The 25,570-nt window shown below is 44.5% G+C and carries 25 protein-coding genes and 1 pseudogene; 14 read left to right on the plus strand and 12 right to left on the minus strand.

Annotation, left to right across the window (positions count from 1 at the left end):
* Positions 1-11 precede the first annotated feature (11 nt).
* From KFE98_15495 to KFE98_15515, 5 genes are all read left to right on the plus strand, one after another.
* Positions 12-359, plus strand: coding sequence for a hypothetical protein (locus tag KFE98_15495; protein ID UTW61405.1), 348 nt, complete (start codon positions 12-14; stop codon positions 357-359).
* Between the two features lie 391 nt (positions 360-750).
* Positions 751-1,527: a 2-(1,2-epoxy-1,2-dihydrophenyl)acetyl-CoA isomerase gene (locus tag KFE98_15500; protein UTW61406.1), complete on the plus strand. Its 777-nt coding sequence runs from the start codon at positions 751-753 to the stop codon at positions 1,525-1,527.
* Positions 1,528-1,540: 13 nt separating this feature from the next.
* A complete protein-coding gene (locus KFE98_15505; protein UTW61407.1) occupies positions 1,541-2,698 on the plus strand; it encodes a 3-hydroxybutyryl-CoA dehydrogenase in 1,158 nt (385 codons plus the stop codon).
* A gap of 62 nt (positions 2,699-2,760) precedes the next feature.
* On the plus strand, positions 2,761-3,252 hold the full coding sequence (locus KFE98_15510; protein ID UTW61408.1) for a hypothetical protein: 492 nt from the start codon (positions 2,761-2,763) through the stop codon (positions 3,250-3,252).
* A 94-nt stretch (positions 3,253-3,346) separates the two neighbouring features.
* A complete protein-coding gene (locus KFE98_15515; GenBank protein ID UTW61409.1) occupies positions 3,347-5,314 on the plus strand; it encodes a T9SS type A sorting domain-containing protein in 1,968 nt (655 codons plus the stop codon).
* Here the strand turns inward: KFE98_15515 and KFE98_15520 are convergent.
* The 4 genes from KFE98_15520 to KFE98_15535 are packed head-to-tail and all read right to left on the minus strand — an operon-like array spanning position 5,304 to position 8,874.
* Positions 5,304-5,753 (minus strand): tRNA (cytidine(34)-2'-O)-methyltransferase, encoded by a 450-nt coding sequence (locus KFE98_15520; protein UTW64726.1) that lies wholly within the window; start codon positions 5,751-5,753, stop codon positions 5,304-5,306. The two genes, KFE98_15515 and KFE98_15520, sit on opposite strands and share 11 nt — an antisense overlap.
* Positions 5,754-5,764: 11 nt before the next feature.
* On the minus strand, positions 5,765-7,000 hold the full coding sequence (locus KFE98_15525; protein UTW61410.1) for an alpha/beta hydrolase: 1,236 nt from the start codon (positions 6,998-7,000) through the stop codon (positions 5,765-5,767).
* A 9-nt stretch (positions 7,001-7,009) separates the two neighbouring features.
* Positions 7,010-7,687: a DUF2461 domain-containing protein gene (locus tag KFE98_15530; GenBank protein UTW61411.1), complete on the minus strand. Its 678-nt coding sequence runs from the start codon at positions 7,685-7,687 to the stop codon at positions 7,010-7,012.
* On the minus strand, positions 7,687-8,874 hold the full coding sequence (locus KFE98_15535; protein ID UTW61412.1) for a hypothetical protein: 1,188 nt from the start codon (positions 8,872-8,874) through the stop codon (positions 7,687-7,689). Before KFE98_15535 ends, KFE98_15530 begins: the two co-directional genes overlap by 1 nt.
* A 345-nt stretch (positions 8,875-9,219) precedes the next feature.
* Here KFE98_15535 and KFE98_15540 point away from each other — a divergent pair, with 345 nt between their 5' ends.
* The gene (locus tag KFE98_15540; GenBank protein UTW64727.1) at positions 9,220-9,636 is read left to right on the plus strand and encodes a hotdog fold thioesterase; all 417 of its coding nucleotides are present in this window, start codon (positions 9,220-9,222) and stop codon (positions 9,634-9,636) included.
* 3 nt (positions 9,637-9,639) lie between these two features.
* Positions 9,640-10,845: a 3-oxoadipyl-CoA thiolase gene (gene pcaF, locus KFE98_15545; GenBank protein ID UTW61413.1), complete on the plus strand. Its 1,206-nt coding sequence runs from the start codon at positions 9,640-9,642 to the stop codon at positions 10,843-10,845.
* Positions 10,846-10,916: 71 nt separating this feature from the next.
* Here pcaF and KFE98_15550 read toward each other — a convergent pair whose 3' ends face one another.
* Positions 10,917-11,648 carry a DUF2807 domain-containing protein gene (locus KFE98_15550; protein ID UTW61414.1) on the minus strand — a complete coding sequence of 244 codons (732 nt, stop codon included), beginning with the start codon at positions 11,646-11,648 and terminating at the stop codon, positions 10,917-10,919.
* A gap of 228 nt (positions 11,649-11,876) precedes the next feature.
* Between KFE98_15550 and KFE98_15555 the strand changes: the two genes are divergently transcribed.
* The 6 genes and pseudogenes from KFE98_15555 to KFE98_15580 all read left to right on the plus strand — a co-directional run bounded on the left by KFE98_15555 (position 11,877) and on the right by KFE98_15580 (position 16,767).
* Complete coding sequence (locus tag KFE98_15555) at positions 11,877-14,327, plus strand: hypothetical protein (GenBank protein ID UTW61415.1); 2,451 nt, start codon at positions 11,877-11,879, stop codon at positions 14,325-14,327.
* Positions 14,282-14,416: a gliding motility-associated C-terminal domain-containing protein gene (locus tag KFE98_15560; protein UTW61416.1), complete on the plus strand. Its 135-nt coding sequence runs from the start codon at positions 14,282-14,284 to the stop codon at positions 14,414-14,416. The genes KFE98_15555 and KFE98_15560 overlap by 46 nt, the downstream gene beginning before the upstream one ends.
* 73 nt (positions 14,417-14,489) lie before the next feature.
* Positions 14,490-15,082 (plus strand): annotated as a pseudogene (locus KFE98_15565) (transferase hexapeptide repeat family protein).
* 10 nt (positions 15,083-15,092) lie between these two features.
* Positions 15,093-15,560, plus strand: coding sequence for a thioredoxin-dependent thiol peroxidase (gene bcp / locus KFE98_15570; GenBank protein UTW61417.1), 468 nt, complete (start codon positions 15,093-15,095; stop codon positions 15,558-15,560).
* A gap of 30 nt (positions 15,561-15,590) precedes the next feature.
* A complete protein-coding gene (locus KFE98_15575) occupies positions 15,591-16,226 on the plus strand; it encodes a hypothetical protein (GenBank protein ID UTW61418.1) in 636 nt (211 codons plus the stop codon).
* 49 nt (positions 16,227-16,275) lie between these two features.
* Positions 16,276-16,767, plus strand: coding sequence for a hypothetical protein (locus KFE98_15580; GenBank protein ID UTW61419.1), 492 nt, complete (start codon positions 16,276-16,278; stop codon positions 16,765-16,767).
* Positions 16,768-16,779: 12 nt separating this feature from the next.
* On the opposite strand, the gene KFE98_15585 is transcribed toward KFE98_15580, so the two are convergent.
* The 3 genes from KFE98_15585 to KFE98_15595 form a co-directional block, all read right to left on the minus strand.
* Positions 16,780-17,559, minus strand: a complete 780-nt coding sequence (locus tag KFE98_15585) for a hypothetical protein (protein UTW61420.1) — start codon at positions 17,557-17,559, stop codon at positions 16,780-16,782.
* Between the two features lie 214 nt (positions 17,560-17,773).
* Positions 17,774-20,116, minus strand: coding sequence for an Omp28-related outer membrane protein (locus KFE98_15590; GenBank protein UTW61421.1), 2,343 nt, complete (start codon positions 20,114-20,116; stop codon positions 17,774-17,776).
* A 31-nt stretch (positions 20,117-20,147) separates the two neighbouring features.
* Positions 20,148-20,981: a TrmB family transcriptional regulator gene (locus KFE98_15595; GenBank protein UTW61422.1), complete on the minus strand. Its 834-nt coding sequence runs from the start codon at positions 20,979-20,981 to the stop codon at positions 20,148-20,150.
* Positions 20,982-21,118: 137 nt separating this feature from the next.
* Between KFE98_15595 and KFE98_15600 the strand changes: the two genes are divergently transcribed.
* Entirely contained in the window at positions 21,119-22,774 is a 1,656-nt protein-coding gene (locus tag KFE98_15600; protein UTW61423.1) for a T9SS type A sorting domain-containing protein, read from the plus strand.
* A gap of 2 nt (positions 22,775-22,776) precedes the next feature.
* Here KFE98_15600 and KFE98_15605 read toward each other — a convergent pair whose 3' ends face one another.
* From KFE98_15605 to KFE98_15620, 4 genes are all read right to left on the minus strand, one after another.
* The gene (locus KFE98_15605) at positions 22,777-23,124 is read right to left on the minus strand and encodes a DUF4406 domain-containing protein (GenBank protein ID UTW61424.1); all 348 of its coding nucleotides are present in this window, start codon (positions 23,122-23,124) and stop codon (positions 22,777-22,779) included.
* 106 nt (positions 23,125-23,230) lie between these two features.
* On the minus strand, positions 23,231-23,731 hold the full coding sequence (locus KFE98_15610; GenBank protein ID UTW64728.1) for a DsrE/DsrF/DrsH-like family protein: 501 nt from the start codon (positions 23,729-23,731) through the stop codon (positions 23,231-23,233).
* A 56-nt stretch (positions 23,732-23,787) separates the two neighbouring features.
* Entirely contained in the window at positions 23,788-24,096 is a 309-nt protein-coding gene (locus KFE98_15615; GenBank protein ID UTW61425.1) for a TusE/DsrC/DsvC family sulfur relay protein, read from the minus strand.
* Between the two features lie 11 nt (positions 24,097-24,107).
* Positions 24,108-25,364 (minus strand): NAD(P)/FAD-dependent oxidoreductase, encoded by a 1,257-nt coding sequence (locus KFE98_15620; protein UTW61426.1) that lies wholly within the window; start codon positions 25,362-25,364, stop codon positions 24,108-24,110.
* Between the last annotated feature and the right edge of the window lie 206 nt (positions 25,365-25,570).

Genomic DNA, 25,570 nt, shown 5'->3' on the forward strand with positions numbered 1-25,570 from the left:
TACTGACCGTTATGAAGATTCTAACACTCTTTTTTCTTTTAGCACTGTACCCGAGTATGTATCTCTCGGCCAATGCTGATGCCATTTCTACCAGCCAATCTCCGGAAGATTATACCGAATGGACGACCGAATCTCCGAGTCAGGAGCTAAGCGTTGAATCTTTGGAAAATGGAGATGATGATGGTCCGATTAAGCCCTTCCATCAGTCCCACGCCAAAAAAATGGTGGATAAGAAAAAGGGACTCCGAAAAGCTAAGTGGGACAAAGCAGGAGAGGTGGCCGTTGAGGTGCTATGTGTAGTAGCCGAAGTCACCTTTTGCATCGCCATCGAGTTAGTAGCCGAGCTGCTTCTTTGTTAGATAAATTTCAAAGATTCCATTCTCGATTTCACCATTCCAATTCGATTCTTTAAGCCTAATTCTCATGGAAGAAGGGGCTTCCATTCATTTTACTTTCAGTTTTGTCTTTTATAGGATGTTCCTTATTGGCTCAAAATGAGGGTTAGGAATATATTCGGGAAATTGTTCACATATACAACGGAACTGCCTCATTAGATTTTGATTAATTATTTGAAGTGCAGTAGATTAAGTGTTTTCTTGTGAAGTGAATATGACGATTCATTTTCATTCAATTTTTCGTTTTTGTAACGCTTCGTAAAAAACGCTCTTTTCCGCCACAATTTCTTGTCACTACAGGCGTTTTGGCTCATTCATTTTAATACTTTTACAGCCTACCTAAAGGCAAATTACAATGGAATCCATACGCTTTGAAATTCAGGATGGTCTGGCCGTAATTCGATTGAACAGACCCGATAAATTGAACAGTTTTAACCGCGAAATGGCTTTGGCCATGCAAGAAAAATTGGACACCTGTGCTCAGGATGATTCCATTCGTGCGGTTTTGATCACCGGAGAGGGAAGAGCTTTTTGTGCCGGACAAGATTTGGCCGAAGCTATTGATCCTAATGGACCTGGATTGACCAACATTGTTGATCAGCATTACAATCCCATGGTATTAAAAATTGCTGCTTTGGAAAAACCAGTAATTGCCGCGGTAAATGGAGTGGCTGCCGGCGCCGGTGCTAACCTGGCCTTGGCCTGCGACATCGTTGTAGCAACCCAATCTTCTTCCTTCATTCAAGCCTTTAGTGCCATTGGTTTGGTGCCAGATACCGGAGGTACCTATTTTCTACCTCGATTAATCGGTTGGCAAAAGGCCTCGGCTCTAATGATGTTGGGGGATAAGATTAAGGCCGACGAAGCCGAACGAATGAACATGATTTACCGCAGTATTCCAGATGAGGAATTTGAAGCCGAAATCATGAAGCTGGGTGCCCGTTTAGCTAAGATGCCTACACGTGGTTTAGCCTTGACTAAAAAAGCTCTTCAACTATCTCAGGAACAGGATTTAGCTGCTCAATTGGATAGCGAACGAGATTTACAGACCGAAGCCGGACAAACCCACGATTATAGCGAAGGAGTAAATGCCTTCCTGGAAAAAAGAAAACCCGCTTTTAAAGGAGCCTGATAGAAAAACACAGATGAATAAAGTAAGCGTTATTGGATCTGGTGCCATGGGTACCGGAATTGCGCAGATCGCTGCCACTCACGGACACGAAGTAACCCTTTACGATAACAACGAAGATGCCCTTAATCGAGCGGGTTCACGATTGGAAAAAATCATGAACCGTCTGGTTGAAAAGGGAAGGTTGACCGAAGAGGATGCTACCGCGATTCTCAGTCGAATTGAGTTAACTTCTGAATTAGGTAGAGTAGAGGATAGCGATATGGTGGTAGAAGCCATCATTGAAAACCTGGACATTAAAAAACAGGTATTTCGCAAAATCGAAAACCTGGTAAGCGAGGAGTGTATTTTGGCAACAAATACTTCTTCGTTGTCTATTGCTTCCATTGCCTCGGCTTGCGAGCATAGAGGACGTGTTGTAGGATTACACTTCTTCAACCCGGCTCCTTTGATGCCTTTGGTGGAGATTATTCCAGCTATTACCACGGATGCAAAATGGGTCGATACCTTACGACAACTGATGTTGGATTGGGGAAAGGCTCCTGCTGTGGCAAAAGATACCCCTGGGTTTATCGTAAACCGTGTTGCTCGTCCTTTCTACAGTGAAGCTATTCGTATCTACGAGGAAGGCATGGCCGAGCCAGAAACCATTGATCAAGCTATGAAGGATTTAGGTTTCCGGATGGGGCCTTTTGAATTAATGGATTTCATCGGACACGATGTTAACTACACGGTTACGGAAACCGTTTTCAAAGAATTTTATTTTGATCCTCGCTACAAACCATCGTTTTCTCAAAAGCGTTTGGTAGAAGCCGGGTTATTGGGTCGCAAGTCAGGACGTGGGTTTTATGATTACGACGAAGGTGCTGAAAAGCCTACCCCAGATACAGATCCAAAGCTGGCCAAGAAGATCACTTCAAGAATTTTGGCGATGCTGATTAATGAGGCTGTAGATGCTTTGTATTTGCGGGTTGCGTCCAAAGAAGATTTGGATATCGCCATGACCAAAGGGGTAAACTACCCGAAAGGTTTGTTGAAGTGGGCTGATGAGCTTGGATTGGATCATGTATTGAACCAATTGGAAGACCTTCAGGAAGAATATGGCGAAGATCGCTACCGTCCGAGTGTATTGCTGAAAAGGATGAGTAATGACAACGTCAAATTCTATAGTTAGTTTTTTGTTTACAGATATAATTTTTTAACTTGTCTCGGGTTATAAACGCCAAAAGCATGCACGTGAAAGATCTGATAGTTACCGACAACGCCATCGACCTGGCCATTGAGCATCTGGAAAATATGGAGGGGCCGGAGCTGAACAACCTCTTTGAAAAACTCTCTAAAGAACAGCCCTTTGTAATGGGTTTCGTTGTAGGAGTTGGAGAAGGGTTGGAGAATGAAGAAGCCGCTGAGGACCTGTTCTATTTAACCATGATTATTTGGCACGCCATTGAGCTGTCCAAGAATGATTCTTTGAGTACCCTTTCAGAAGAAGATTTGAAAAATCTTGAAGAGAAAATGGATGGTTTGTTCAACGAAGTATTGTCCTTCCCTGAAGAAAGTGAGGAAGAAGAGTTGAACAACATGATTGGTGCTTCTACTCAAGCCGCTTTGGCCTCCTACCTGGCCGATGAGTTCTTCTCAGAAGAGTATTTGAATTTGTCTGAAGACAAAATCGCGAAGATGTTTTCGTGTATGCTTGTACTGAGTGAAGCTTTGGCGAAAGCCTGATTAAAGCCGGTTTCCACACCATTTATTACCACCTGATAAACGTTACGTTTTAATTCCGTTATTTCTGGCATATTTGCGGAACTAATACGGAATTATGTTCAGAAATCTTATTGGGGCTTTTGCCTTGTGTCTTTCGGTGGTGAGCCTACAGGCTCAGCAAGTTGGAATCAATCCTGAAGAAAAGGATCTTTGGTATGGTGAAATGAACTCCGCTGGTGTGGAGGTGGTTCATGGTCACTATATTGACAACTACAACATTGATTACCATCGCATCGAGGTAAGCGTTTTTCCTGATTCAGCCTGGATCGAAGGAAATGTGACTACAGGGCTTACCGTTGAAAAAAGAGCCATGGATACCCTGTTTTTCGATCTGATTAACGGATCGGATATGCATGTAGATTCCGTTTATGTGAATGGAGCAAAGATTAGCCAGGTCAACCACCAGAATAACCAAATCGAAATCATTTTACCCCAATCCATTCCGGTGGGAACTCGATTGACTTCACAGGTTTTCTATCGAGGAAATCCACACAGTAGTAACGATTGGAGTGGTTACATCTATTTCAACCCGTACGCTGATAATCGGGGTAATTACATGGTTTGGACCATGTCTGAACCAGATGGAGCACGGTTTTGGTGGCCATGTAAAGTGGATTTACACGACAAAATCGATTCTGTGGATATGATTATCCATGCACCCGCTTCTTTTGAGGCAGCCACCATTGGATTACTTCAGAGTCGTCAGGTTAATGGAGCCCGAGCTACCACACATTGGAAACACCGTTATCCCATTGTCAATTATCTGATCGCCTTTTCCGTAGCTCAATACAAAATCTACGATTATACCTTAAACTACCGAGGCAAAACCTTGAAAATGCAGGACTACCTGCTACCATCGGATACTTTTTGGTTGGATTCCGCAGCCTTGCATTTGGAAAAAACTTTTGCCCTCTTCGATTCCTTATTTGGTCCTTATCCTTTTGATAAGGAAAAATACGGCCACATGCAGACTGATATTGGTGGCGGAATGGAACATCAAACCATGTCGACCATGTTAGATTTAAATCAGCCCCTGGTAGCACATGAGTTGGCTCACCAGTGGTTTGGAAACCTGGTAACCTGTGGGCGCTGGGAAGACATCTGGTTGAACGAAGGTTTCGCCAGTTACCTCACGGGATTGACCTATGAAGCAGGATTTGGTGATTTGGGCTGGCAAGAATGGAAAAAAGCAACGATCAGAGATATTGCGTCGAGCAACAGAGGTTCTGTTTGGATAGACGATACAACCTCGCGCAACCGGGTGTTTAGTAGCCGATTAACTTATAAGAAAGGGGCTTACCTGGTTCACATGCTCCGCTACGTTTGTGGTGATGAAGACTTTTACCAAGGAGTAAGAAACTACTTGAACGATCCGCAATTGAAATACTCCTTCGTACGCACTGAAAATCTAAAAGGACACTTAGAAGCTACCTCGGGGCTTGATCTTACTGAGTTCTTCGATGATTGGTACTACGGGCAGGGGTATCCTCGCTACAGCTTGTTTTGGAGAGTTGTAGGGGACAAAATTTTGCTGGATTTGGACCAGGACCAAAGCCATTCTTCGGTAGACTTTTTTGAAATGAACGTGCCCATCGCTTTGTACCATCAGGGTAAAAGACAGGATATCATTTTTGCGCACACCGGAAACAATCAGACGGTTAGTCGGGTGATTGGTTACAAGCCAGACTCGGTAGTCATTGACCCTGATCTTTGGATTTTATCCTATCAAAACACGGTTAAGGAAGGTGTACACCAATACTTGACTACGCCAGAATTGGAAGACGATAACTTGTGGATGGCCTATCCAAATCCTGCCCGGGATTTCTTGACGATTGAAACCGATGAGAATTATTACCAGGTAGAGATTTATTCTACCTCGGGTCAATTGGTTTCTGGAATCGAAAGTGAGCCTCTATCGGGTACAACTAAGCTTTCGGTAGGTCATTTGGAATCTGGAGTATACCTCTTGAAAATCAAAAAGGGTGAATCCTATACCCGAATTACGCGTTTCGTTAAAGAGTAAACTGTCGGTTGGCCTCCGAGAGGGCAATAGCAACGGCATTGGACAGATTAAAGCTTCGTACTTTTCCTGGGAAGGGGATGGTGACCAATTGCTCTTGAAAACGATTCTGAATATCGGCCGATAATCCTACCGATTCCTTTCCAAACACCAGCCAATCTCCAGCTTGAAAATCTACTTGTGAGTAGCTTTTATCGGTGTGGGTGGTAAAGAGAAAAATTCGGGATTCGTCTGCTATCTGCTGATGCCATTCTTCAAAGGAGGCATATTGATGAATACTAAGGTCTGGCCAATAGTCGAGACCAGCTCGTTTGACCCGGGAATCAGTGATCTCAAATCCCAAAGGACCAATGAGGTGAAGGGTAGCGTTGAATCCTACACAAAGTCGGCCAATATTCCCTGTGTTCGTAGGAATTTCCGGCTCAACCAAAACGATGTTAATACCTGAATGGATCAAGGAGTAGGGTAGTGTTTGGTGCGGTAAAAACCATTGTATCGCACGGTGATAATGTGAGGTGTTTCGGGCGGTGTATACTTCCAGGTAAAGGCTTTCAGTTTTTTGCGCAACACCTTTTTCTTCATCCGCTCGTAGTTTTCATCCATCACGTAGATTTTGATCTTCTTAACGGCTTTATCTACCGGGTAAAACTGCATGGTTCCATCCTTGTAGTCCCAATCGATTGCCGTGGCGTGTGAGGTGCTTTTATCGGTTACCGGAGGTCCAGTGTTCCAGTAGGTATTATAAAGGAAATTGCGGATCAGATTTACGGTAATATCCATGTTTACCGGATATCGTTTGCGGTCCAGGGTTTTGTCATACGGACAGTGACCTTGATTGGGAAAAAGGTGAATTTCACTCGGCGTGTCGTGCTCGAGGTTTCGGGCATAGATGCATTCACTGCCTTGAAGTTTTACCCGAGGAATGTAGACCAGAGGAAGATCGTAGCGAATGCTATCATCGTTTACGGGAACGATTGGATCTTCTGAACCATGAATATTGATCACGGGCAAGGCTTCGTTCATAAAGGCAGTATCGCCAATGGCACCGCATAAATTGATGACTCCGTGAACCTTGGATGAGTAGCCTGGGTTGCCGCTGTTTCCTTCCAATCCGCCCCAGTTGTCTAAATTCAACTCCAGGTGTTTGATGTCCTGAGAATCCAAGTAGGCAACATGTAAGGCTACTATGGCTCCGGCAGAACTTCCACCTACCCATATCCAGCTCGTATCTACGCCATAGGGATTACCATTCTCCACCACCGACTTTCGGAAATAGCGAACAGCAGCTTTCATATCGTGAATGGGTCGAATTACCGTTTTTTCCCCAGAGAGCTGATCGGTAGGCGCTTTGATAAACGTTTTGCGGTAATTGATGGAGGCCGTTACATAGCCCATTTGTGCAAATCGGGAGCAGAGGGTTTCCATGGGGAAATTGTTTTTGTCTCCCATCAAAAAAGCGCCTCCATGGGCAAAGATGATCAGTGGCCGATTCTTCAAAGTATCGTTTAGTGGCTGGTAAACGTCCATGAGTAGAGTGACCATTTTTTCACCACCTTCACCTTGCTTTTTATTGGATTCGCCGTAAGGACGGCCATAGGTTACCCCAACGCCAAAAGAAGGATCGAAATACCGGGTTTGAGCAAACGAAACCTGACTTATAATCAGGAGCAGAAAAAGTAATCGTAGCATGAGCTGGTTTTAGTAGTGGATTACTTGACGAAAGAAATACATCAAATCTTTGCCAGCGTGGTAGTATTCCATCACTTGATCCACCACATTTTCGGCTATTACCGTTTCGGGCGGTAGCTCAGCGAAGTAGTAGAAATTTTTGTTGTAGATCAAGGGCTGTTTTTCGGCTGCTTCCTTTAGCTCTTTGGGAAGTCGTTTCGCCTTTTCACCTCGAATTTCTCCATAGTGGCTGACGAACGTTTTATCGTTAATCAGTTGCTCAAATTTTCGACCTTGAGCCGCAATATGAAAACGGAGATCTTCCAGGTTGTTTTTATCCAACATATATACCCCGCCATAAATTCGAAAATGCTCCGGACCGGCTTCTACATAAAGTCCAGGAGCCTCTTTGTTTTTGCGACCTCCAGGGGAAACAATTCCTGACATGTTGAGTTTGTAAGGCGTCTTGTCCTTGCTAAAACGAATGTCTCTATTGATGCGGAAAATGGCATCTTTCGGTTCTATTTCTACCTCTTTGTCGTCTTCCTTAACCCGATCAATTAGGGCTTGGATAAATTGCTGAAAAGGCTTTTTGACTTCCTTTTCATAACGTTTACGGTTTTCATCAAACCATCCCTTGTGATTATTGGCAGCCAGCTCCTTAAAGAATTGAAGATAGTCTGGGCTAAATAGTGCGTTTTGGGCCATTAGGTTTTGCGTTTTTTCTTAAACCAACCTTTGATGTTAATTTTTCTTCTCGGTTTTGGGCAGTAGTCGCTTTTCTTTCGCTCGTATTCTTTACACTTTCCGGAATGAAAGATAGGAACGTTTAAGCTAAAATAAGCATCCGCCCCATAGGCATCGTAACTAAAGAGGAATGGGAGGAAATTGTTGGTCCCCAAAGTCAACCACCACAAGCGGGCGTGCAGTCCCACACCAGGTGCTTGGTAGCGGAATACAGTGACGGGTAAACCCACGGTTATAAACCGGTGTTCATACCTCGGGGTAACCGTAAACTGTGTGATTCGATCGCCGCCCATAAAATTGCTTTGTCGAAATCCCATCAACAGGGTAGCGTTCACGTAAATGTTGTTTTCAAAGTTGTAATCAAACTGGGCACTCAGCGCCAAGGGAAGGGTAGAGGTAAACTTCGTTTTTTGCGTTGGATTGGATCCCGACTCTTCAATCAGTCGGTTGATATCAGTGGGCCAATCGATGTTGAAGTTTTCATGGTCGACGAAAACGGCGGAATCATTCTCAAACGTATAGTGGTTACTCGATTTGGTGAATCGAAGAAAGCCTAAATCGAGCAGCGAAACACCTATTTTGTACTTGTAGGGATTGATTTTACACTTACTCATTTTGCTATGAGGCAGGTAAAAGGTGTTGTTGTCGTTGATCATTTTTTTGTAAACAATCCCCAAGTCCAGTCCCATCCCCATTCCGATATTAAATCCAGGATCGGTAATGGCTATCTTTCCAGTGAATTCATTGAAGGTTACGTTCGAACTATCTACTCGGTAATTCAGGTTATCGGAGAGGATGCCAATGCTTGATATTCCACTCAATATTTTGAGTGATCCACCGGCCTGGATGATTTGATCTCCTCGTTTGTATACGATTTGGCCATAATTGAGCCCTATTTCGCCCCAGGTAAAGTTTTTGGCGTAGAAATTATCCGCATCATAATCGATGTCATGCTGATCAGTAAAGTTCCAGCCTTCGTCAATAAATTTCATTAAATCGGAGGGCATTCTGCGGGCAATGAAATGGTTGCGTACTCGAATATTGAGTCCAAAGCCCATGTTTTTGTGCGCCATGATGAACCCCGGGGCATAGGCATCTATTTCACTGTAGATATTGTAGCGACGACCGGCTTCAAAATTGTCCTGCAAATTGCCGGGGAACCCTTGGCGAAATAGAAGAAATCGTTCTGAAAACCGCCCGAGAGTCCAGCCACTCGAACGTCGATGTAGGGGTAGGGATCTGCCGCCAGTGCAGGATTGATCAATACTCCCTGAGTAGGAAGGTAATTATCCGAAGCTGGAGCCAAGTGCTGGGCACGTACCGAAAATGCACTAAAAACCAGTCCGAAAAGAAGACAGAAATAAAACCCGTTACCCGACAAAAACCTCTGTTATTTAAAAGGTGTTAGCGACAAACTTAATAATTACAATGTCCTAAATTTGGCGAAATTATTAACCGTGGACGACTTACAACCCAAGCATATTGTAGACCTCATGTATACCAACGACCCATTTTCGCAGTGGTTGGGAATAGAACGGGTTTCGGATGAGTATGGTGCTAATACTCTACGAATGACCGTTAAACACGATATGCTTAACGGTTTTGACATCTTGCATGGAGGTATTGCCTTTGCCTTGGCGGATAGTGCATTGGCCTTTGCGGCTAATTCGCATGGTCAGCAATGTTTGTCTGTTGAAAACTCCATTCACTATCACCGATCGTGTAAGGAAGGAGACGTTTTGATAGCTCGGGCAACTGAGGAAAATAGGTCAAACCGAATAGCGACTTATCGAGTGGTAGTATCTCTCGAATCTGGAGAAAAAGTAGCCACCTTTCAAGGAACAGTATACCGAAGCAAGAGGTTGTGGAGTGAACACGGTGTTAAACAGAACGAGAAGAACGAAAAATAAAAGATGAAAGAAGCCTTTATTGTTGATGCCATTCGTACACCGATTGGAAATTTTGGGGGAAGTTTAGCCCCGGTAAGAACAGATGATCTCGCTGCTTTGGTGCTGAGAGAATTGATGAACCGAAACGAGTCTGTGGACCCAGCCGCTATCGAAGATGTGGTTATGGGCTGTGCCAATCAGGCTGGAGAAGACAATAGAAACGTGGCTCGTATGGCCTTGTTGCTTGCTGGTTTGCCTTGGAGTGTGCCAGGGGAAACGGTAAACCGCTTGTGTGCCAGTGGTATGTCTGCCATTGTTCATGGTGCCCGTGCATTGAGAGGTGGTGATGGCGAATTGTTCATCGCCGGTGGTGTAGAGAACATGACCCGTGGCCCATGGGTGATTTCAAAAGTTTCTAAGCCTTTTGGCCGTGATGCGGAAATGCATGACTCTTCATTTGGTTGGCGTTTTGTCAATCCTAAGATGAAGGAATTGTATGGAACTGATGGAATGGGGCAAACGGCCGAGAATCTGGCGGAGATGTACCAAATTTCCCGTGAAGATCAAGACAAATTTGCCCTTTGGTCTCAGCAGAAAGCTACTCGTGCTCAGGAAAACGGTCGATTGGCTGAAGAGATTATTTCAGTATCCATTCCTAGAAGAAAACAAGATCCACTCATTTTCGCTAACGACGAGTTTATCAAGCCTAAATCAAGCATGGAGATTTTAGGTAAACTGCGTCCTGCGTTTAAAAAGGAAGGTTCCGTTACAGCTGGTAACGCTTCCGGATTGAATGACGGTGCTGCGGCTATGTTGATGGCTACTGAAGAAGGTTTAAAGAATCATAACCTCACTCCATTGGCACGTGTGGTTAGCTGGGCTGTTGTTGGTGTAGAGCCTCGTATTATGGGAATTGGCCCGGTAGGAGCATCCCAAAAGGCTTTGAAAAAGGCAGGATTAACGCTCAACGATATGGATGTGATTGAATTGAATGAAGCATTCGCTGCTCAGTCCTTAGCCGTTACCCGCAAACTTGGTTTGGCAGATGATGATCCGAGAATCAATCCAAATGGTGGTGCCATTGCCATTGGTCACCCACTTGGAATGTCTGGAACTCGAATTACCCATACAGCAGCATTGGAATTGCACAAGCAAAATAAACGCTACGCTCTTTGTACTATGTGTATTGGAGTGGGGCAGGGTTATGCCGTGGTTATCGAGAAGGTATAATTAGCTATAAATCTAAAAAAAGCCCGAGATCTGTAAAAGACTCGGGCTTTTTTTATGGCGTTAAAGTTCGTTTAGTTCAGCTTCTTCACTTTACCTGAACCTGCAATTGACGTCTCTATTGAAGGAGAACCTAAGTAGTTTACGCTACCACTTCCGCTAATACTCACTTCGAGATTCTCGCTCACGTGGCAATTGATATCTCCTGATCCGGAAATGCTCATGTCGGCATTTGCAGCTTCCAAAGCTCTTCCATAAAACTCACCCGACCCGGCAATGCTTACCTCGAGGTTTTTGGTGGTTCCACTAAGATTAATATCACCCGATCCTGCAATACTCGCTGAAGCATCCTGGCTTACAATTTGACCACGAATATCTCCTGATCCACTGATGGAGGCATGAAAGGAATTCGTTTCCAGGGTATTGTTGATCACTACATTGCCCGAACCACTTACCCGAACTTCGGATAGATCGTCAGTGGTGATATGTACGGTAATTCGTTTATGATTTCTGATGCATTCGCCGTTATCAATGACCAGGGTATTGCTGTTAACATCCAGATCGATGTGCTCTTGAATATTGGCTTGGGCTTCTACCTCCACTTTTGGGGTTTTAGCATTGGGGTCGACTGTTACGATAACGTCACCCGACATTTTGAGTTTGATTCCGGTAAAATCGGAAACTACACGTTCTTGTTTAACCAGTTCTCCCTGGCCATCCACGCATTTCCAGTGGTTTTTACTGCAAGAGGTATTGGTTAGCAGAAGTAAGCTTAAACTGATCGTTGCTAGCATGAGTGTTTTCATTTTTTGTTCGGATTTAAAAGTAACGATTTTAAAGGATGACAACGGAAATCAAATCCACCCCTATTCTGATCTATTAAAATTTAAATTGGCCAAAAGGAGTGCGGGGGAATAAAAAATGTAAAGGTTTAATGGGTTGATAAGTAGGTGGTTATGTGTATTTAAAACCGATTGAAGTAGATTTTGACCAGAAATTGCCCAACGTGTTGGACATCATGCTGTCCAAAGGATATGACGACCATCTATGTCAAAATCATTCAATGCTTTGTATTGATTTTATTCTTGGGCAGTTTCTCTGTCCATGGACAATCTCCGTATTCCACAGCAGGCGATCACTTTGTGTTTTCCATTCCTGAACCTGCTAAATATAGTCCGAGGCATTCCTCCTTGAATCATTTGGTGATCACTTCGGCGTACGATGCCAATTGCACCATTTCCGTTTCGGCCATTGGTTTCCAGCAACAGGTTTATGTTCCGGCCGGTGAGGGTAGGGAAATTACCTTGCCATTGCAGGCTCAGGCCATGGCTCTTGAAATCATTCAAGATACAGTGGTGGAAATAACGAGCGATCGACCGGTGAGTGTGGCTTTTAAGAAGGGAATACTCAAGGGAGGTGGCATGATGACCGTTTGGCCTACCGATTTTCTCGGCCTGGAGTACCGGATTTGCTCCTACCGGAATTCAGATCGGAATCGAGGTGCTTGTATGGTTACCATAACGGCCTTATGTGATAGTACCCCAATTGAAATTACACCCACGGACTCGAGTCATTCAGGGAATCTTTTACCGGGTAATACCTATAAAATTCTGCTCAATGCCGGGCAATGTTTTCAATTTAGAAACCGAGGATTTTACGAACAGAGAAGAAAAACCACTGAACTTACCGGAACCTTGATTCGGGCCACTGGGCCGGCGGATCGAAAGATTGCCGTTTCTGTAGCCAAGTTTGCCTACGTCAGTTTTACACCATCCGCCACCGGCGAAACCCTGTATGAGATGATGATGCCCAAACGCCACTCAGATTCGCTCTATTATGATGTGCCCATGCCCTGGCACGTTCTATACCGTTTCAGGGTTATGGCGTGGGAAAACCAAACGGATGTGTACGTCAACAATCAGTTAGTGGCCAATTTACAAGCAGGCGAGTATCATCAATTTGATGATTCCTCGGCCGTCAAAATTCACTCCAATAAAAACATCCAGGTATTTCGTTTGATTCATACCAATCCTATGGATACCCAATATCTATGCGATCCTGAACTTACGCAGCTTGAACCGGCTTCTCAACGGGTCAAAAAAGCGGTAGTTTATCCTCAGTATCGCTATTTTATGCATTATCAAACCATTCCCAAGTTCAAGAATGGCTTACAACTCATTTGCCCTGCCGGACATGAAAAAGATCTAACCATCAATGGTGTTAATCGCAGCGCCGATTTTCAACCTTTTCCGGCAGACAATGGCTACGTTTATGCTACTATTCAAACGGATACCAATTTTCAGGTTATTGAATGCGAGAAGGGATTCTATGGACAATTCAATATTTCGGTAAGTCAGGGAACTGAAATATGTTACCTGGGTGGTGGTTCCGATTACGATGGATACTACCTCCCGAATGAACCCATAGATACCCAAGAAGTTTGCCAATACCCATTGAACATTTCTGCCCATGGAGTAGGCGATTTTTACCTCTGGAATGATGGTAGCACAGGTTCTACTACCCAAGTCAACCGGCCGGGAATTTACTGGGTGACCAAAGGTTTTGTGGGGGCTTGTGATACTTTGTTTGACGTGGATAGCATTCGGATAGATTCCATCCAATTGAGGGGAATGAATGTCAATGACTCGGCTCTTTGTGCCGGAGATTCCACTTGGGTAAATGGACTCGGCCCTTTTGATACGCTGATTTGGAAAGACAATTGGGCTCAAAGGAGTCGATACCTGTACTCGGGCCAGGTCTATCACTATGAAGTAGAGCGGGAGGGCTGCACCTATCAGGACAGTATCGTTATGGATGAACTGGAGGTGCCTCAGTTTGAATTGCCCGACCAATGGATACTTTGTAACGATCGGCCCAAGGCTAACTGGACGGGGAGCAGTCGACCCGATTACACCTATGCCTGGACCCCGAGTCATCGGTTTTCAGATCCAACAGCCGCCTATCCTGAGATCATTCCAGGATCGGAGTTTGAAGGCCGTTTAAAAGTCACCGCATCCGGTGGATGTTTCTCAGAAGACTCCATGATTATTCAAGCCCATGTAATGGATACTTCCGGAGCGATTGAGCAATTTGAAGAATCCGATTGCCAGGGTTCCACCGTATTTCTGGATGTAAAAGGCTTGTCTGAAGCAGACTCCATTACCTGGCTGATCGATGGGCAAACCTATTCCGGTGATTCCTGGACATCCTCCTCAGTGGGTTATTCTCCCTTAACCGGCCAGTTGATTGTTCAATATGCCGGTACCTGTACCGATACCCTTCCATTTAGCTATGAAGTGACCGGAAATGATGGACTTTGGAAACTGGTCAACGCCTTTACGCCCGACGGAGATGGGATCAACGATTGGTTTCACCCCATCAGCAATCCCGAGTTTAGAGCTTGCTCCGAGTTTGTTGTTTACAATCGCTGGGGCAACTGGTGTTCGAATCCAGCGAAACTCGTCAGGAGTGGGATGGATCTGTGAATCAAGGCAAAGCCAGGGCCGGGACCTATTTCTACGTGCTCAAATGGGGAGAGCAGGAATGGACAGGGAGTCTCACACTTTCAAAATAGGGAAGGGGAAAGGATAGTGCTTCCTCCGAATCGGTCGAAACTTTTGTTTTCTTTGGCCGGTAAAATCGAGATTATGTTCTACGAATTTGATGGCTATAAGCCCGTGGTTCATCCTTCGGCTTATGTACACACCCAAGCTAATGTTACCGGTAATGTGATTATCGGAAGAGATGTTTACATCGGCCCTGGTGCCGTTCTCCGTGGCGATTGGGGCAGATAATCATTGAAGATGGATGCAATGTTCAGGAAAACTGTGTGATTCATTTGTTCCCTGGTAAAACAACCACCTTGAAAGCAGGAGCGCATATTGGTCACGGAGCTATTGTGCATGGCGGAACCATTGGCGAGAATACCCTGGTGGGTATGAATGCGGTGGTGATGGATGATGCTCAAATAGGTAAGGAATGTATTGTAGGAGCTTTATGTTTTGTTCCCGGAGAAATGAACATTCCCGATCGCAAGGTTGTTGTAGGTAATCCAGCAAAGATTGTAAAAGACGTATCTGATCAAATGATTGCCTGGAAAACCAAAGGAACGCAGCTTTATCAGCAGTTACCAGAGGATTGCCGTCAAACATTGAAAGAATGTGAGCCACTTACTCGGATGCCCAAGTATAGGCCCACTCAGAAAAATCTCTTTGAAACCTGGAAAAACACAAAAGACTAAAACAGTTTCTATGGCATTTGTACCTCATTCCACCCATTTGAAGGCGGGTGATCAAGCTCCGGCATTTGAAGGAAAAGATCAAAACGGAGAAAGTATTTCCCTCGATCAGTTTAAAGGGAAAAAAGTAGTTCTCTATTTCTACCCCAAAGACAATACTCCCGGTTGTACGGCTCAAGCTTGTAACCTGAGAGATAACTATGAGCAGCTTTTGGCTCAAGGCTATGCAGTTATCGGTGTTAGTCCTGATAGTGAGAAAAAACACCAGAATTTCATCAGTAAATACGAGCTTCCTTTTCCCTTGATTGCTGATACAGAAATGGAGGTGATCAAAGCCTACGATGTGTGGGGACCTAAGAAATTTATGGGTAGAGAGTTTGATGGCCTGCTAAGAACCACCTTCGTTATTGATGAAGCTGGAACCATTGCTGAGGTTATTACCAAAGTAAAAACCAAGGAACACGCCGCACAAGTTCTTTGATGGGGTAATTGAATTGCCTACTTTTCTCCCATGAAAGGGATTTCCGTTTGGTGGTGGCTCATAATACCCATTGGGCTTATAGTCTTTCTCGTTTTTTGGTTCGATTTAAATACCATTGACGTAAAATTAAGTGAGGATGAGCCTGAAATTCTTGAGGCAAGGGTGATGGATGTGACCTTTGATCAGGAGGTAGGAGCTTGGACGACTTACGTGTATGAGCGTAATGGTCAAAACTATTGGGGTAGAGCCAAACTGAAGCAAAAGGAGTATTGGTGCTTTCCCGGAGCCACCCTGTTTCTCACCTACAATGAGGAAAAGCCTTCGAAGAGCAGAATTTCCAGTTTGCCCAAACCCGATCAGCGATTGGGGCAGTTTAGTTTTTATCATCCGAAGAAAGTGGGAATGGAAGAACTCGAGCTTATAGAAGATGCTTTTGTTTGGAAAAAGCGTGGAGCTAAAGGAGTGTTAGAACAAAAAGTTACCGGAATTTGGTATTGGTCTCATCAGGATACCATCCAATTAGATTTTTTCTCTTTTACCGCACCAGATACCACGCCTGCTTTTCATCAATTGGTATGGCTCAAAGATTCTTCCAATGTTCAGATTTGGAGGAATATTCAAAATCAAAAGATTTACAAATTGACCAATGCTGGTTGGCATGAGTAAGGGTTTTATGAAATTCAATAGCTGCGCAATTGTTCTAAAATCGCTTTTAATGGGAGTCCTTTTTACGGGGTTATCGGCCTGTCAAAGTTCAGAATCGAAAGATGCCAAAGATCTGGAAGGCGTCTTGTTTTTTCCCTTGGTTCATTCGTCCAATTTTTACGGACTTCCGGATGACGCTTTGATGGAATACCGCGATTTGGTGGATAGCTTAGGCTACGACCAGTTGATGGAAATAGATCCCAATCGTACCCGCTGGATGCTCAATTTGGAAACCCACAATTTGATGCATGCTCCGTATGTTCAGCTTGAATTGGGAGAAGGGAGAATTGGAGTTTTATTCCTGGATTCAGCAGCATACGAGCCCTTCAAGTCCTTGACCTACGACGATTTAACCCAATCCGGGCACCGGGTAAAAGTGGCTGTGGAAGCCAAATCTTTGGGTGATGATATGTTCTTGGCTCAAGAACAACCTAAGATTACCAAAGAATCTGGGGAGATGCATTCCTGGGAATCAGAAGTGCGGGTTCCCAATTACGAATAAATCAGCTCTTTCTTATTTCAGGTAACGCCCCTTGCGGTCATTGCGGTTGCGACGTTCGCTTTTGCGTTCCGAACGGTTATCTTCTTCCTCTTTTTCTCGGGAACTCGATTCAGGAGTAGGAGTCTTCTTGGTTTCTTTTGGGACGTCTGTTTTTTCAAACGATATGGGATCGGGTTTCATTTCTTCCACCCGTCGCTTTTGTTCCTGGCTTATAGCTTCGGTGTCCGGATCCTCGATCATTCCGGGATCATCGCTGATTAAAACAGGATTGTCCACGCTACCATCCAAAATCAGTACTTGCTTAACCTCCGGCGGCACTTCCTTAAAGGTATTGGGAACCCATTCTCCAAATCCGGCTACCGTTACTTCCTCTCCGGGTTCCAGCACGCCTTCGTTGTATTGGATAGAATGATTGAAGCCGAAAAAATTGGTGCTTGAATGTCCAAATCGCTGGAGTAGCTCGTCCATGTTCTCTTCAACATCGTCGAGAAACCCCGACTTAAACTTTCCGTCTTTTACCAAAAATCCCTTGTAATACAACACGTTGACCAGGGCAACTCCACCATCGGAATGGACGAAAAAATTAATGGCCTCCTCGTTATCGATTAGGGTTTCTCGGTTTTTTCCATTTTTCCGCGTTACCAAGGTATGGTGATAGGTACAAGGTCTTCCCGAAAGGGGAGCGGCCAACCCGTTGCTGGAATTCATAACCCTTCCTGAAATGCGAACATATTCATCATTTTTTACCTCGTTAATGCGTTTGATAGGAACTTTTTTAAGTGCTCGGCGCATTTTGGCTTTGTTGCTGAAAACGAATTTCCGCAAGAGTCCAATGATTAAAATGACGATAAATACGAAAAAGAAAAAGCGTGGCATAGGGTTCGTTCAAAATGCTAAAATAGAACTATTGCTTCGAATGACTTATTCGTCAACCGCCGCTCCCTTGAGAGCAAAAAAAAAGCCCGATCACCTGGGTGAATCGGGCTTGGGTAGAGGTATAATTTTATTACTTGATCAAAATGGATTGAGTCTGGTTTCCTTGAGCGGAGTATAAACGAATCCAATAGATTCCTGGTTTAAGCGATCCCAGGTTAACCGATTGAATATCCACTGTTGAGTTCAGTTCATTAGCACGGTGAATGCGCCCGGTCATATCTACCAACTCATAGCGTTCGGCGTGTGGTCCCTCCAAGGAGAAGTTTCCGTTGTTAGGATTAGGGAAAATGCGCCAGTTTTGAGATGATTTTTCAGAAACATCGTTTACAGAAACCGTTGCAAAATCTTCAAATCGTTTTACACTGAGTTTTTCTCCGGCACTTACGTCGGAATAGAGGACGAAAGGAATTCCAGCATCGTTAAGTGTCATATTTGCTTGGGCTACTCCTGGGGTAAATCCTTGAATTCCCAAGTATTCCCAGTTTCCGTTTTGAAGGCGTTGCACGCTCATTTTACTTCCCGCATTCTTATCCACGTAAGATACCGTGATGGTTCCGTTTATATCAGATTCAATCATGCAGTCCTCAGCAGGACCATCGGACAAATTGGCCTTGATCAATTTCCAGGTCTCATCGCCTTTATCGTATTTGTAAATATTGAGAAATTGATCGCTGAATCCGAGAATCAAGGCAGCATAAGCATCTCCCTTAGGAGTGGTGGCAATATCGTGGTCGAAATAAGTAAAGTCGTTACCGTCCACATGGCCTTTGTAGGTTTCCCAACCAGAACCCGTAAATCGAGCCGCTTCGGAATAGAAACTGTTGCTACCATCCGTTCCGTAGATGGTGGTAATCACACCGTTCAAATCGGTTTTGAGTCGGTACCATACCGTAATTCCATCGGCTACAGGACCCCGAGAAACCCAGGAACTTCCATCAAACTGGTAAGATACTGAGGTTCCACTGGTTTCCATGCCTACCACGATGGGATGTCCGTCTAATCCAATGACAACCTGAGGGGAAATTACTCGAGCGGAATGAAAAGGCCCATTACCAACCGTTTCCCATTGACTACCATTCCATTTTTTTAAGGTGTTTTCATTCACAACGTAGGGCGTACCCTCCGGATCAATGGTAAAATCGCATTGAAAAGGATTGATATCTGAGTAGTTCTGTCCAACTTGAGACCACTGATTGTTGGCAAAACTGTACACCTGGCCGAAGTCATTGTCAGAGTTGCTCATAAAAGCGTAAGCAACATTGTTTTTGTCGAATTCCAGATCAATACTGGATCCGCTGTTTCCGCTAAAACCTACTTTACCCACTTGTACCCAATCTACGGTGGGTTCCTCTACGATCAAGGTGTAGGTTTGCTGGGTGGTTTCCTGCCCATCAGTTACTTCGATGGTGACGGGAAAACTACCGACAGAGGGAGGAGTTCCTTTCAAATCGGCGGTTCCATCACCATTGTCAGTCAGACTAAGCCATGCCGGACCTGACGCCACCGAAAGGGTAATTCCGTCTGCATCAGGATCGTGTGTGATCACTTCATAATTATACACCAGGCTCTTAAATCCTTTGGTACGGGCATCGGAGTGAAAAAAGGGTGCGGCATTGTCTTTTCCACTGAGGTAGGTGCTCTTGCCCGCATTTACCATGTATCCATTGCTCATATCGATCATAAAACCTACTACCTGGATCAAATCTTCGTTAACCTCAGCTGGAAGTGTCCATTTGTACACGTAGGTATAGGTTTGGGCGCTATCCAATTGTGAAGGCAGCGACAAGCTATCTCCCGAAAATCCACCTGGAAGATGACGAGCTACATGATTGTATACCATTCTGCCTGCCGGAACTGGACTGGGAAGCTTTTCGTACCCACCCATGGTTCCAAAATTTCCGCCCGAATAGCTGTTTGATTGATCATACCTCGGTGAAGGCCCGATCATTCCGTTTTCCACCACAATGGCTCCCAGACGATAGCTTCCGGTGGCATCTTTACCCATTTCTGCTTCAATCGTCATGGTAAGTTCACGGGTTGTGCTATTGAATGTAATGTCACTCGATACACCAGCAATGGGTGTTTGCGATAAATAGGGCGCCAGGTCGCTGCTAAGTGCACCAGGTTGCAATCCAGTAGTTGTATTGCGATCTATCCGGCCATTTGGATATCCGCTTAAGTTCAGTTGATCAGCGTAGTCTGGCATCTCCATTGGGTCGCCATCGTGGACCGAAATGTAGATAGCCGTTTTAGGGTATTGCTTGTGCATTTCAATGCCATACACATCGCCACGGGGGCACCATTGGCACCAGGTTCCTGTTCCTTCTTCTACCAAAACTACCTTGGTGTGTTGCGCCTGGGCAAACAAGGATAAGGGGAGAAGGGCGAGTAGAAAAGTCCACTTTTTCATCATTGTTTTCATTTTAATTTGACATTCCTTTTCTTTATTCTGTGGGCTGGTAATTCACCTGCTGGAGGTATTCTTCCAGGGTGATTCCCTGGTTCCAATACAGTTCAAATAATTCGGACAAGGCAGTTGTTAAGTCGGTGTGATCCACCACCATCGAAGTCAGCTTAAACCTTGAGGCGTCATTGTTTCTCAACGACACCATGGCCTTGTTCCCATCAGAGAGCAACATCTTCATGGGTAGAGAAGGACAGATTTTTACTTCTTCTCCCAAGCTTTGGTAATACTCGAGCATTTGTACAAAAGGCTCAACGGCTTTGTCCTCCCGCTCAAACAAGGCTCTAACTACTGTACCGGCCGCCATGATCTTTTTGAGTGGAGCACTGGCTTCATCTATTTCTTTCAGCTTCCGGTTAAATCCGGTGGCATAGGGCCCCTTGTTAAAGGAGTAGAGCGTTTGCTTTGACTCCAGAATTAACTCATCAAACTTGGCTACCTGACTTTGTTTAGAGGTCAAAATCTGAATGTATTCCAAAGGCGTACTGTCCGTTTGACGCTCCTCGTAGTCCTTAGCCAACTGATCCTTAAATTGAATCAGTTCCTGGTAAGATTGCTCCTGTTTGTGAATGAGCGAGTTAAATGCTGTTTTAGGGTGAACAGCCTTGTATTTTTTTACCGCTCCCTGAAACAGAGTGCAAAATCCCTTATCGATTAATTGTTGAAGAACGGAGTAAATTCTTCCTTGGGGAACTTCGGCCAACTTGCCTATTTCAGAGGCCGAAAGCAGGTCCTGATTGAGTAGTACCTGGTAGGTACGGGACTCATATTCAGAGAATCCCAGCTCGCTTAATTTACGGGTTACTTCTTTCATTTGTAAATTACAACAACTTAAAGTTGTAGCGAATTTAAGAACTATTTTTTAATTCATCCCTAAAACGGATCGAACGACTTGTTAACAGTGCCTCACACGGGAATTTGTCGTATTTTCCTCAATCAAACATGACCGTCATGATCCAACGATTAGCGCTTCTCTTGAGCCTTGCTCTCATTTTGAGTATCCAGCTCCAGGCTCAACCCACTCCTTTAGATACCCGAATACAGATTTCTAAATTCACGGAAGTAGAAGGCAGGGTAGTGCGGTTGTTGCACGATTCCGTAGGCCAGCGATTGATCTATGCTCGGGTAAATGGAGATATCTATCAGGTGGATAGTTCGAGTGGGGCGCTCAAAGACTCCTTGTTGTATACCTCGGCCGATCATGGAATTACCTATTTGCAGGGCATGGATATTCGGGATAGCCTTTGGGTAATTTGTGGGAATATTAACGCTTTCAAGGAGTGGACCACAGGTCGGGTAAGTAAGGCCAAACTGCAATCCAATGGATCCAGAACCTGGGCGGTTTTGGCAGAAACAGAACCTTACGAATCTGCCGATTATTTTGACCATTTGTTTTCCGGGTTGATCATTACACCCACTGATTCCATTATCTGGTGCAGTGGAGCACGTGGCGATCATGGGGAAATTCAGGATTACTACGGTAAGCATCCGGGAATTAGAAATGTACCACTCACCTCGGTGTTGCTTTGCGCTTCGACCCACGATACGAACAAGCTGCTCAAAAACGATAGCCTTTGGTTGATTCAAAACCAGGTAATATACGCTCGAGGTACCCGAAATTTCTTTGATTTTGATTACGATCAATACGGTCATTTATATGCTTTGGAAAACTCCGGAGATCGCGATGATCCGGATGAAATGAATCGGGTGGTGCGTGGGGCGCATTATGGCTTTCCTTGGAATATGGGGGGCAATCTCACCCCGCAGCAGTTTTTACCTTTCGATCCAACTCAAGACAAGTTGATACACCCCAATTGTTGGGCGATGAGTCAGGGCTTTTTCCATGCCGATTCTACTTATCCGCCACCACCTCCAGGAGTAACCTTTAAAGAAGCCGTGCGCAACTTTGGTCCCGATGCGGATTATTACCGTGATCCAATTACTGGAGGAGTGAAACAAGCCTCTCAAACCGGAGATTACATCACCACTTTTTCTGCTCATCGGAGCCCCTTAGGATTGGTTTTCTCCCGAGGAAGGATTGAAGGAGTCCATTTTTCAGATAAAGGTTTTTTGCTTAGCTGGACTCCTGGTGGCGATTCCACAGGAACTCTGGCTCAGGGTGGAGTAGGAACTTTTGTTGACGAAAGTGAAGACCTACTCATGATTTCCCCGCGTTCAGGAAGTTTCGACGAGATTGAAAGTCGCAGGGTAATTCGTGGCCTTAATCGCCCAATCGACATGACCATTGTAAACGGAGAGTTGTATATCGTAGAGTATGCCGATTCGGCTTCACCCATCTATCGGGTTACATTTCAAGATACCGGTAGCCAGGTTATTGATACCACCGTTAGTGTCCAATTGAGTTCGGAGGATTTTTTCATTCGTAGTTTCCCTAATCCGGCTCGCGATCACCTTATCATTACCGGAAGTGGAATGCAAGAACCTATTGAAATTGAATTTGTTAACCTTCAGGGAGATCAGGTGAAAAGAGAGGTCTTGGACGAATTTCCCACCGAGCTGGATATCAGTGATCTTTCTCCAGGATTTTACGTTTTAGGGATTCATTATGGTGAAAGGAAATTCCTTGAAAAATTGATGGTACGCTAAGTTCAGGAATGGGTAGATTCCATGGGAATGCTATTTACATCTCGATAAACGGGTAATCCTTTGCGAATAAACAAGTTCATTTCTTCATCTGCACCTTTGGAGGGGCCTCCGATTCTCCAAACGGCATCGCAGCGATCGGCCAGGGCCATTGAAATGGGCATCATTAGCGAGTCGTAGTGTTGTTCACCGGCTATTTTGATGATGGGGAGAGCTCCATTTACCCCAATAACGGGTACATGTCCTTTTTGAAATACCTGAAATGCTGCCTTGTTCATTGCCTCGAGGTTTTGGGCCCACACAGCTGGATCACTGCTACCTGAGCGATAAGGACCTGAAATCATAATCCACATAGGTTTTCTCTTTGACCTAAAATTAAGGGAGAAAGGAAAAAGGTTCAAAAAAGAAAACCCCCTTCCGTTTTCCAGAGGAGGGCTTTCAGCGCGATAAACTAATGAATTAGATGAACAGGACGTGAGTTCCGTCACCTTTGGCACGGGCGTAAAAATCACCCACGGTGAGCACTCCATCGAGGTCGTCAATCAGTTTGTTCTTTTCCAGGTGAAACATGTCCATGGCCAATTTACAAGCCCATAGTTTGGTTCCACTGGCAGAAAGAATTTCTAAAAATTCATCAACTGGAGGAATATCCAATTTCTCCATTTCGTTTTTCATCATTTTGGTAGCCAGGGCTTCCATTCCTGGTAATCCACCCAGCATAGTAGGCATGTGCATGGCAGGGTTCCCTACGGTAGCTACATGAAGGTTTTTGAGCTTTTCTTTTTGAATCGCTTCCAAACCAAAGAAGGTGAAAAAGATCTCTGATTCGATGCCTTCCATCCGAGCGCCGTTAGCGAGGATAAAGCAGGCGTATACATTGTCTAAAGTAGCTTTAGACAAGATCAGCATCATTTTCTTTACGGGTTTGTCGGCCGCTTTTTGAGCCGCCTCAGCCGCCATTTCTACGGTATTATCAGTGGTTTCCATTTTGGATAAAATCTGAATTCAACAATGAATTAAATACAACTTACCGGCTTAGGAATTCCGGCAATTTTGCTGGATACCTTGAGCGGTCCGTTAGGGAATAGGGCGTAGAACTCTTTGATGTTTACCACACCACTTTTTCCGATTTTGCGAATAGTAAGTGGTACTTCGTTGCGTTCTTGTTCCTGTAGGTAGTTAATCACTTCCCAGTGTTTGTCTGTCATGGTGATGCCCTCTTTCTGAGCCATGTCTTCACCTACTTCACGTGTCCATTGAGAAAAATCGGTTAGGTATCCTTCGTCATTTACTTGAACGGATACCCCTGCAAATACTTGTTCCATTTTATTAGGTATTAATGTGTTATTTCTTGTTCGGGTTCGAGGTCTTTACCATCAGTATCCATGGTAGCAGATACGAAAGGAATGTGTTTTCCGGTGATCAACATGTTCCAGTAAATCCAGCGGAAAGCCAATTTTCCAAGGTGGTTCATGTGGCTTTCTTTAAGCAGACTTAATGGGCCAAAATTGGGGAAAGGGTAGTGCCCGGTAGTGGGCTCGTGGGTATAGTTAAAGTCAATCAAAATGGCTTTTCCATCTCCCGTTTCCACAAAGCAATTGGCATGTCCATCAAATTCTTGTTTCAACTCCTGGCCATTGATGTAGCGTTGGATGTTTTCCGTAAGAATCTCGGCTTCAAAGTGAGCTACAGACCCTGCCTTAGAGGCCGGGATATTGGTGGCATCGCCAATGGCGAAGATGTTGTCTTTCACCTTGGTTTGAAGCGTGGCTTTATCGGTAGGTACAAAGTTGAGCTCATCACCAAATCCAGAGCGCTCAATCACATCGTCTCCCATATTAGTGGGTACGGTTACCAGCAAGTCGTATTCTACCTCCATGCCTCCGTAGTCCACAATCTTGTTGTTGTCTGCATCTACTTTTTCGATGTTGAAGTCAGGAACGATTTTGATGTTCTTTTGCTCCAACAAGTAGTTTAGCTCTTTAGAAGCCTTGGGCTTGGTAAAGGCTCCAGATACTGGAGTAACAAAGGTGATATCCACCTTATCGCGCATTTTTTTGTTCTTGAAATAAGAATCGGCCAGGAAGGCAAACTCAAGCGGTGCCACCGGACATTTGATGGGCATTTCACTGATGTGAACCACCAATTTTCCGCCGTCCCATTTTCTAAGCTTGTTGCGCAGATTACGAGCTCCATCAAAAGTGTAGAAGTCAAATACAGATTTTTGCCAGTGGTCACCAAGCATTCCTTCAATTTCGCGAGGGGCGATATCGGTTCCTGTGGCAATGATCAGAATGTCATACTTCAGTTTTTCCCCATTTTTGAGGCTTACCTGATCCTGGTCTTTGTCAATCAATTCCACCTTTTCCTGAATCAAATTCACGCCTTTTGGAATGAATTTTTTGATGGATTTTTTCAACTGACTGGTTTTGTAAATGTCAAACGGTAGAAAAAGAAATCCAGGTTGGTAATAGTGATTCTCCTGGTGATCTACCACCGTTATTTGCCAGTCTTTTTTGGGTAGCGTTTTTCGCAAATGATTACTCATCATTGTGCCGGAGGTACCCGCTCCTAAAATCAATAGCTGTTTCATGATGCATACGTCCCTAAAGACGCCCATTTTATTTATTAAGGAAGTCCTCGTCAATTAGGATCATCAGAGGATTCATTCCCTTGGAGGAATCCCCCAACTCTACCTCTGAACTTCCTCTACTAAATTACCGGAGAAGGGCTTGTTTTTCAAGCAAAAACGGATGATTTATACGCTGTGTAAATATGATTTTTAGCAGTTTTTTGACC

The organism is bacterium SCSIO 12741 (assembly GCA_024398055.1).
Lineage (GTDB): Bacteria > Bacteroidota > Bacteroidia > Flavobacteriales_G > Salibacteraceae > SCSIO-12741.

Coding starts and splice junctions, on each gene's coding strand:
- KFE98_15540 (UTW64727.1), top strand. CDS start 9,220: ATGTATACCAACGACCCATTTTCGCAGTGGTTGGGAATAGAACGGGTT.
- KFE98_15600 (UTW61423.1), top strand. CDS start 21,119: ATGATCCAACGATTAGCGCTTCTCTTGAGCCTTGCTCTCATTTTGAGT.
- KFE98_15620 (UTW61426.1), bottom strand. CDS start 25,364: ATGAAACAGCTATTGATTTTAGGAGCGGGTACCTCCGGCACAATGATG.
- KFE98_15575 (UTW61418.1), top strand. CDS start 15,591: ATGAAAGGGATTTCCGTTTGGTGGTGGCTCATAATACCCATTGGGCTT.
- KFE98_15610 (UTW64728.1), bottom strand. CDS start 23,731: ATGGCGGCTGAGGCGGCTCAAAAAGCGGCCGACAAACCCGTAAAGAAA.
- KFE98_15550 (UTW61414.1), bottom strand. CDS start 11,648: ATGAAAACACTCATGCTAGCAACGATCAGTTTAAGCTTACTTCTGCTA.
- KFE98_15585 (UTW61420.1), bottom strand. CDS start 17,559: ATGCGCCGAGCACTTAAAAAAGTTCCTATCAAACGCATTAACGAGGTA.
- KFE98_15515 (UTW61409.1), top strand. CDS start 3,347: ATGTTCAGAAATCTTATTGGGGCTTTTGCCTTGTGTCTTTCGGTGGTG.
- KFE98_15555 (UTW61415.1), top strand. CDS start 11,877: ATGACGACCATCTATGTCAAAATCATTCAATGCTTTGTATTGATTTTA.
- KFE98_15595 (UTW61422.1), bottom strand. CDS start 20,981: ATGAAAGAAGTAACCCGTAAATTAAGCGAGCTGGGATTCTCTGAATAT.
- KFE98_15525 (UTW61410.1), bottom strand. CDS start 7,000: ATGCTACGATTACTTTTTCTGCTCCTGATTATAAGTCAGGTTTCGTTT.
- KFE98_15590 (UTW61421.1), bottom strand. CDS start 20,116: ATGATGAAAAAGTGGACTTTTCTACTCGCCCTTCTCCCCTTATCCTTG.
- pcaF (UTW61413.1), top strand. CDS start 9,640: ATGAAAGAAGCCTTTATTGTTGATGCCATTCGTACACCGATTGGAAAT.
- KFE98_15580 (UTW61419.1), top strand. CDS start 16,276: ATGGGAGTCCTTTTTACGGGGTTATCGGCCTGTCAAAGTTCAGAATCG.
- KFE98_15605 (UTW61424.1), bottom strand. CDS start 23,124: ATGTGGATTATGATTTCAGGTCCTTATCGCTCAGGTAGCAGTGATCCA.
- bcp (UTW61417.1), top strand. CDS start 15,093: ATGGCATTTGTACCTCATTCCACCCATTTGAAGGCGGGTGATCAAGCT.
- KFE98_15615 (UTW61425.1), bottom strand. CDS start 24,096: ATGGAACAAGTATTTGCAGGGGTATCCGTTCAAGTAAATGACGAAGGA.
- KFE98_15500 (UTW61406.1), top strand. CDS start 751: ATGGAATCCATACGCTTTGAAATTCAGGATGGTCTGGCCGTAATTCGA.
- KFE98_15505 (UTW61407.1), top strand. CDS start 1,541: ATGAATAAAGTAAGCGTTATTGGATCTGGTGCCATGGGTACCGGAATT.
- KFE98_15495 (UTW61405.1), top strand. CDS start 12: ATGAAGATTCTAACACTCTTTTTTCTTTTAGCACTGTACCCGAGTATG.
- KFE98_15530 (UTW61411.1), bottom strand. CDS start 7,687: ATGGCCCAAAACGCACTATTTAGCCCAGACTATCTTCAATTCTTTAAG.